The 7,380-nt window shown below is 36.4% G+C and carries 10 protein-coding genes; all 10 read right to left on the bottom strand.

Annotation, left to right across the window (positions count from 1 at the left end; translation table 11 throughout):
- Positions 1–106 precede the first annotated feature (106 nt).
- The gene (locus FD20_RS09890) at positions 107–406 is read right to left on the bottom strand and encodes a hypothetical protein (RefSeq protein WP_057738185.1); all 300 of its coding nucleotides are present in this window, start codon (positions 404–406) and stop codon (positions 107–109) included.
- A gap of 105 nt (positions 407–511) precedes the next feature.
- The gene (locus FD20_RS09885) at positions 512–1,804 is read right to left on the bottom strand and encodes a LysM peptidoglycan-binding domain-containing protein (protein ID WP_057738177.1); all 1,293 of its coding nucleotides are present in this window, start codon (positions 1,802–1,804) and stop codon (positions 512–514) included.
- A gap of 20 nt (positions 1,805–1,824) precedes the next feature.
- Positions 1,825–2,286, bottom strand: a complete 462-nt coding sequence (locus FD20_RS09880; protein ID WP_057738175.1) for a phage holin, LLH family — start codon at positions 2,284–2,286, stop codon at positions 1,825–1,827.
- Between the two features lie 12 nt (positions 2,287–2,298).
- Positions 2,299–2,586 (bottom strand): hypothetical protein, encoded by a 288-nt coding sequence (locus tag FD20_RS09875; RefSeq protein WP_057738173.1) that lies wholly within the window; start codon positions 2,584–2,586, stop codon positions 2,299–2,301.
- Positions 2,587–2,647: 61 nt separating this feature from the next.
- A complete protein-coding gene (locus FD20_RS13350; RefSeq protein ID WP_157060901.1) occupies positions 2,648–2,788 on the bottom strand; it encodes an XkdX family protein in 141 nt (46 codons plus the stop codon).
- A gap of 1 nt (position 2,789) precedes the next feature.
- A complete protein-coding gene (locus tag FD20_RS09870; protein WP_057738171.1) occupies positions 2,790–3,068 on the bottom strand; it encodes a hypothetical protein in 279 nt (92 codons plus the stop codon).
- Positions 3,069–3,083: 15 nt separating this feature from the next.
- Complete coding sequence (locus FD20_RS09865; protein WP_057738169.1) at positions 3,084–3,821, bottom strand: hypothetical protein; 738 nt, start codon at positions 3,819–3,821, stop codon at positions 3,084–3,086.
- Positions 3,822–3,841: 20 nt separating this feature from the next.
- Positions 3,842–5,317 carry a metallophosphoesterase family protein gene (locus FD20_RS09860; RefSeq protein WP_057738167.1) on the bottom strand — a complete coding sequence of 492 codons (1,476 nt, stop codon included), beginning with the start codon at positions 5,315–5,317 and terminating at the stop codon, positions 3,842–3,844.
- Positions 5,318–5,328: 11 nt separating this feature from the next.
- Positions 5,329–7,074, bottom strand: a complete 1,746-nt coding sequence (locus FD20_RS09855; protein WP_057738165.1) for a phage tail protein — start codon at positions 7,072–7,074, stop codon at positions 5,329–5,331.
- A complete protein-coding gene (locus tag FD20_RS09850) occupies positions 7,064–7,378 on the bottom strand; it encodes a hypothetical protein (protein ID WP_057738163.1) in 315 nt (104 codons plus the stop codon). The genes FD20_RS09855 and FD20_RS09850 overlap by 11 nt, the downstream gene beginning before the upstream one ends.
- Between the last annotated feature and the right edge of the window lie 2 nt (positions 7,379–7,380).

Here is a 7,380-nt window from a genome sequence, read left to right as displayed (position 1 = left end):
ATTAATTATGGCACAACTGTTCAGAAATTTATGTACCAAATACTAGGATAGGAGCACCATTCAATTAGCTCTTTATCCTCGTACTTGCCTTTTATATAATGTTCTGCTAAAAAAATAGATCCCAAATTGTATATGACTCATAAGAATTATTATCTTTAATATCATCTTTATTCACCAAAGCATTTAAATCATTTACACAATATTTTTCATGGTTGTTAATGGTTCCCCATTTCGTAAATGTTGCTCCAGCTTTTGTGTCTCCAGTATGCTCTGTCTCTAAAATCATCTCCTTATCTACATATTCCATTAAATTACCGAGTCTCCAATTAAAAAACGACTCATAATTTGAATCTAGTCCACAAGCCAAATCAAAACCGTTTCCTAAAATTAGTAATTGTCTTTTCAATATATACATCTCTTTTCATCAGAATGATTAATTTTAACACAAAAAATAAGCCCCCATCTCAAATAAGACGGAGGCTTTTCGATGTTGAATCGATTAAACGTGTTGTTAATATGCTAGTGACTGACCAGCATAAATTAAATTAACGTTTTGAATGTTATTTTTTGATTTCAAATAAGACGTTGTCACGCCTAACTTGTTTGCGATGTAGCTTAAACTATCGCCAGATTGAACTTTGTAGTATCGTGTAGCAACGTTTACGCTACCTAACAGTTTCAAAGTTTGTCCTGGATAAATTACACTATTAATACTTTTACCATTGAGAGTGGCTAACGTATACATACTAATCCCGTGTGTATTGGCAATGCTCCACCAACTATCGCCGGAACGAACAGTGTACGTGTTTGAAACTGATGTTGATCTTGCTTGACTCTTGGTCTGCAAGACTTCAATATCAGAACGTTTGATCCATGAAAGTATGCCCCCCAAAAGTACTCTATCACTATGAGAACTACCGTCTTGAACTGTGTAGCTTTTACCCTTTACCCAACTTGGAATTGTGCCACCAACGTACCAATTTTTAGCAGTGAAATTAACTTTAACCGTATAGCCTGTTAAATCAGTAGTGTGCTTATTAGTATTGTTAGCAGTCTGTCCTTGTTTGATGGCCATAGTTGTGCTATCGGTTTTAACGGTTGTGGCGCCAACAGCATTAGTGGTTGTCCCACTATATCCATTCTTTGTGATACTTAAAAGATCAACGTTTCCATCTAAACCGCCTGCTTTATAAGTACTAGTGAATTGAAACAAATGAATATTTTTGTACGATGGAAAATAGTTATAATTTGGAGAAATAGTTACGCTATAGTCTGGATATTCGCCTAACCATAGTGGATAATTATCAGCTAAGCTAGATAGATCTAAATGATTCACTAGAAAGCTTTTATACCCATACAAAACTGCAGTATACCCAGCACTTTTAACTTTGTTGAGTGCATATCTAACCGCATCAGTATTTGGGTTGCCACTTTCAACATCAAGTGCCACAATACTGCCTTTTGGGGTTTGAACTTTAGGCAGATAATAATCTAACATCTGATCTGCTTGCTCTCTAGTACTGAATTGAGAATAAATATAAGTGTGTGCTCGTTTACCTTGAGCAATCGTAGAAGCTACTTGCGACTGATAATACTTTTGAGGATGAAAAGATCCATCATAATATCCCCCAATTTGAACAATCGCAAAGCGATCCGATGCTTGACCAAACACTGCTGTCTGTCCTTGATAGTCGCCAGACAAGTCAACACCTTGTTCTTTAGTATCAGCGTTTGCTACATTTACTGCAAACAAAAAAGCAGCCGACATAGCAGCCACCCCAATCAATATTTTTTTAATTTTCAAAGGATTACCTCCTATTTAGTTTAAACATTTTGCATAGCAGCCAGTTTTTGCTGTTTATTCTGCAACTCTTGTTGTTCCTTAGCAATCTGATCTTCAAGCTCTTTCTTCTGAGTTGCTTTTTCATTGGCTGTAAGCTCTGCCTCAGTTTTTTGTGGATATACTTTTTCCAAGTCTGCTGATAAATCTGCATAAGCTCTTTCGACAGCATTAGCAACAATATCTTCATCAGCTTTAGTGAGTCCAATTTTATTCAGACCTTCAATTACAAATTGAACAGCCTTGCTCTTTTTGAGTTCGCCCTCTAAATATTGATCTACGCCCAATTTTTCAACGGCAACCACACCATCTTTTGCTAGTGGTTCAATTGCGTTTAAAACCGCAATCGCCGTCTTGTTATTAACCAGTGCTTTTGAAACAAAACTGCCTACCACTGGAATAGCTGCTACTGCAATAGTAATAATTAATTGTGCTATATCATTCATAAATAAGATCTCCTATCTTTTTTCTTTTAAGTATTTTATTTGCTCATGGTGCCGGTCTAAACGTCTATCATGATCATCCAGTCTTTTTTCAAAAACAGTTAACCTTTTATCGGAGTTTTTCATACTGCTATTGAGATCATCCATGCTCTTAGTCAAGCTATCCACTTTACCAGCAAACGGTGCGACAATGACATACTTGAATACAAAACCAACTATCGCAGAAACAATTGTGATGAATGCTCCAACTATCCCCATCAAAGCGGCCCACTCAGTCCAATCAATTCCAAAAAATTCGTGCAACTCATCACTTCCTTTTTCCTACCCACCCGCCACTAATTTATGCAAAATAAAAGCACATTTTTTACGGTGTGCTTTCTGATGCCTTAGCGGCCTTTATTTCATTTTCTTGGTCTTCTGTTAACATTCCTGCAGCAAAAAAAACATCTAAATCTGAATCTGCATACAAACCTAACGAATAGTATTCTTGAATATAAGTAAACATTTTAATTGCTCCCATTCTTAGAACGCAGTGCTGCTAATTGTAGCAAAATATTAGCGTTGAATTTTTGCTGATCTGTTATATTGTCTAACTGCATCTGGTTATCAATCCAATCTTCTTTTGATGTTCCTACCCATTTTTCACCATCGAATTTCATTGGCTGGTAAGTTCCTGGTTCGGGGCCTACCAAAGTTTCGTTAGCAGATAAGCTATAATCATCAGCGGCTGTGTCACAAGATTGGAATATTTTTGTGTCGCTGTCATATCTATAAATTACTTTCATCGTACATGCCCCCTATCAAATCCCGTACATTAAGTTACCCCAAATTTGTGTTATACCAGCACTATTTGCTTCATTTCTAAAAACAGATAGAGCCGTAGCTGATTGCAAAATAGCATTGATTGTGCAGTTTGTATTTTTACTCTGTGCCGGAATAGTCCAGTATGGCGTTACCCCAGTTACTCCAAGTGATGAGGGAAGTGTTCCAATCTGGGTAATTGCTCCATTTGTAAGTCCAGAGCTGTTTTGGATATTCACTCTAACTTCGACGACAGTTTCATTTGGTGTAAATATTTTTCTTGCATTTATAGTACCTGTAAATCCATTTAGTGGCAAAATAGATAGCCATTCAGTTGACTGCCATCCAGAATCACTTGCACTATAAATATAGCGATAATACGTTTTACTTGCTGCGAGCCAAACAAATTCTATTTTTTTGTAAAGCCCATTTCCAGCACCAGATATTTCAACTAAACATAAACTATCATCTACGCTATTTGGAGCGTTTTTAAAACTTCTTCCAATATACAGGCCCGCATTGTAGCTCAAAATATCATTCCCTGTAGTGTTCACAGTAGTAGCATATCTGCATTTCATATCGAGCTGTTGCTTATCATATGCTGATAAAAACCCATCTTGGTCATCAGTTGCAGACAAATGGGATATTCCATTAGAATTATTGCTTCCAACATGAGAGGCTACAATAGCATTTAATTTTCTTACATTTTCACCTAAATCTTTAACGGTTAATGACATATTTCGTTGTCTCCCTCCATTTAGTCTCCTGCACCAGCACTTGTAGTTGGAATCCCAGTGTCTTCCATTTCTCCTGAGGAATAATCAAAGTCTCGATCACTACCGAATCCAAATCTATGAGCATGGATGGTCTTTTTTACAGGATCAACACTAAAAATATCCCAGCAGTCCTCGGTTAATGTATTAGCTATTTTACCGGTTGCATTGCATAGCGAGCATGAGCTTTCAATGCAATTAATGCCTGAATATACCATGTTCCCATCAGCGTGGATATGCCCTGAAATTAAAGCGATGATTGTTCCTTCACCCTGAGAACTGAAATCACACGAAATATTGATGGGAAGTTCACGTGTATTGTCATCATCCGAATAAGTCGTTCCATTCTGAAATGCATTCAAAATTTTCACAAAAGCATCTGAATTATATTGCGTTATTTCACTTTGACCAGCCGCTATATCAAATGTTCCTGGTATTGGAGCGTGTGTAAAAATCATAACTTGCCAATCATTTGAGGGTGTTTTAAGTGCCACATTAGCGAGCCAATTAAGTTGATCATTTTGATAGCCCCCTGTTGTTAAAAAATCATATTTATAGGTTCCGTCTGCATTAACGGTCCACGGCAGGTCAAAACTATTCAAAAAAATAACTCTTATTTTAAAATCAGCATAGTCCTTAAACCCATATAAGCTTTCGTTATTTCTAGTTTCTCCATACATTCCATTCGTTTGATATAAATCTTGAAAGTCCTGTTCATTCAAACAAGTTGTTGGAGTATTTTTATTGTTATTTCCAATCCCAGTATCATGATTCCCCATAACAAAAAACACGTCAGTGTCTTGACTAGTGCGATTAAATAGCACCGAGGTTGCCTGCTGGGTTTCTAAAAGAATTTGGTCATGTGTATAATAGCCATTAGTGTTATCGCCGCCAGCTATTATTGCATCTATTTTGGCTAGCCTGCTTGCTGCTGCTATATATGCGTAATGCTTCAAACTGTTTGGAGCGTAGCTGCTCATTTGATAGTGGTTGTCGGTAATAAAACCAATATTAAAATTAGATTGCGGAATTTGAGACATCGCTTCCAAAATATCCTGATAATATTTTGGGAAAGAGCCTCCAACTTCGTTGAATTGAGTATCTATAAATTGTTTCAAAGCACGTTGAGTGCTTACATCAATGTCATCAGACATTCCATTCAATTCTTCGTCCTGAGCATTTAGTCTTGACCCCAAAGTGGAATATTTGTTGCCTTTAATATCTGTTCTGGAATCTATAACTTCATTTATATCAGTGTTTGAGGACATTTGAGCATTGAATTTAGACTCGAATTCAGACATTTTACTATCATACGAGCCAAACCTTTCTTCTAGCGACATTAAAATTCCGTTTGCCCAATTCATTATTGCTCCCCAATTGAATTGTTTTTGCAGTCTAGCTTTACGATTTAAAAAGTTATTCGGTTCGTTTTTTAATATAAGATTTTTAAAAATACTCATTTTTGCCTCCTTTAGATGAAGATACTCTTATAAGCATAACTAGCACCCACGCCAGTATCCTTTAAGTCGTTTGTATATTTCCAAGCGTCTGATCCTACTGGTTTAGTATATGCATCAACATTGACTTTCCATAAATATGTTGCATCTGAGCTGCTGAATCTGCTGTCAAACCAACTAACAACAGCTTTAATACATATGTTTGTATATCCGCTATCAGCTATTTTTTTAAAGAACGATAGTATTTCAGTATCCAAAGCTTCCTTATTCGTTGTCAGACTAGCATCTCCAACTTCTAAAACTATTAATTTATCAGTTGACACATTTTTTAATGCCAATTGATTAGCAAATATGTTTCCTTCATTTGAACCACTCCCCATAAAATAATGAGAAAATCCAGCTGCGATTATATTCGCTTGACCGCCATTATAAATTTGATCACCTGAATGCATATTGATTGAGCCACCATTTGAAAGCCTTATTACCATACTTTTAGCATCGCAATTGTATACATTTTCAAAAAAATCAATTGAAGTGTCTGAGTTTTCTTCATTTATATCTACCACAATACCCATAGATTGTAGTTCGTTAATCTTGCTCTGCATTTCTGCAATAGCTTTTTGGTTAGTTTCATTGTCACCGCTTAGCGCGATATAGTCTTGCCCTATTTTCGCGTAATCACTCTTTAATTGATTGATTACAGCTTGCTGTTGTGCAAAACTTTCAGTTAGTTTCTTAGCTTGGTTACGTTGATAATTCAGAATAGTCTTAGCAGTGTTGTTCAGCGTGATCGTTGTTGGTGTTCCAGAATCCAATGGGTAATATTGATACGATGCCACTTCAACATTTGTAACATATCCATCCTGACGATTTTCAAGTCTCGTGGTTTCCATAAAAGTTGGTTCATCATTACCATCTTGAGTAACTTCAATGGTCAATGCTGGTTCAGGCGCTAACTGCGAAATTCCATATGTCTTCATTGAAGCAGCATCATGAAACCTATCATCAGAAACATCTCCGCCATCACGCACCCCATAGCGAGCGATTGAAGCATCATCTGTTACATAAAATGGATCAAACCAATACGTTGGATTGTTGCTATCACTGCTATCTTTTTCAACACTCACACAACGCATCTTATTTACGATTCCACTAGTTGAATCGTAGGTAAGTTTAAGTTCCCTAGTATTGTGCAAATAGTCCAACCTGTGACCCAAATCTTTAACAAGTGCATCATGCTGATAAATTCTGATATTTTTATTATCTGGCCAAAAAATAGCGTCTGACCAGGTCGATATAATTTTGCTCAACATGTCTTTACCAGAGCAATTGCCTAAATCTGTAATCTGATCTTTACTAAAGGATCCAATGACCTGCCAAGTAAAACCTTCTGAATTTCCTCCCAAAATAAAAGACAGAACATCATCAACTGAATAAGTTAATGTCCCTGTCTTAATTGAGTGTTGCCATATCCTTGCTACTTCATAGCCAACATGGCTACACGTGACTTGAACCGTTGTAAATCCATCCGCGTGGTCTGGGACAATCTGTTTAATGATGTATTCCTGATTATCCCAAAATACACTTGCTTCCACATCAAGCATATTAAAGGCAATTGATTTGTCATCATAAGCCGTAAACTGCAGTTGCCATGATTCATTTAATGATGGTTGAATATAAAATGAGTTAAAAAAAACACTCTTTAAAGGCTCTTTATAGGCGCTATTCAAGCCCTGAACTATTAATTTATCATTGGGCAAGGGTACCACCTTCATTTTTTACATAAAAACGAGCAAATTTTTCTAGGAGTTCACGACTGTCCACCACCTTTAATTTTCCGTCACTAGATTCCAAAATATGATCACCCGTTTTAAAATTCAAGGTTTCAGTTCTACTTAATTGTATTTTTCCGCGAATGTTGTCGCCCTCATCACCAGCGTAAATCAGTTCTTTTCTACTTTTTCTTCGTTTATCTATGATTTCAAGCTGTCCATTGTTTATTAACTTTTCTACCCAATCAGGCATAAATTCTTTTCCTACCCAGAAATCTTTATATTTTTCCATAA

Origin of the sequence: Liquorilactobacillus uvarum DSM 19971 (assembly GCF_001434935.1) — a bacterium.
In the GTDB taxonomy this organism is placed as follows: Bacteria; Bacillota; Bacilli; order Lactobacillales; family Lactobacillaceae; genus Liquorilactobacillus; species Liquorilactobacillus uvarum.
Note: the sequence above shows the minus strand (reverse complement) of the source record. Positions and strands in the feature narration are given on the sequence as shown.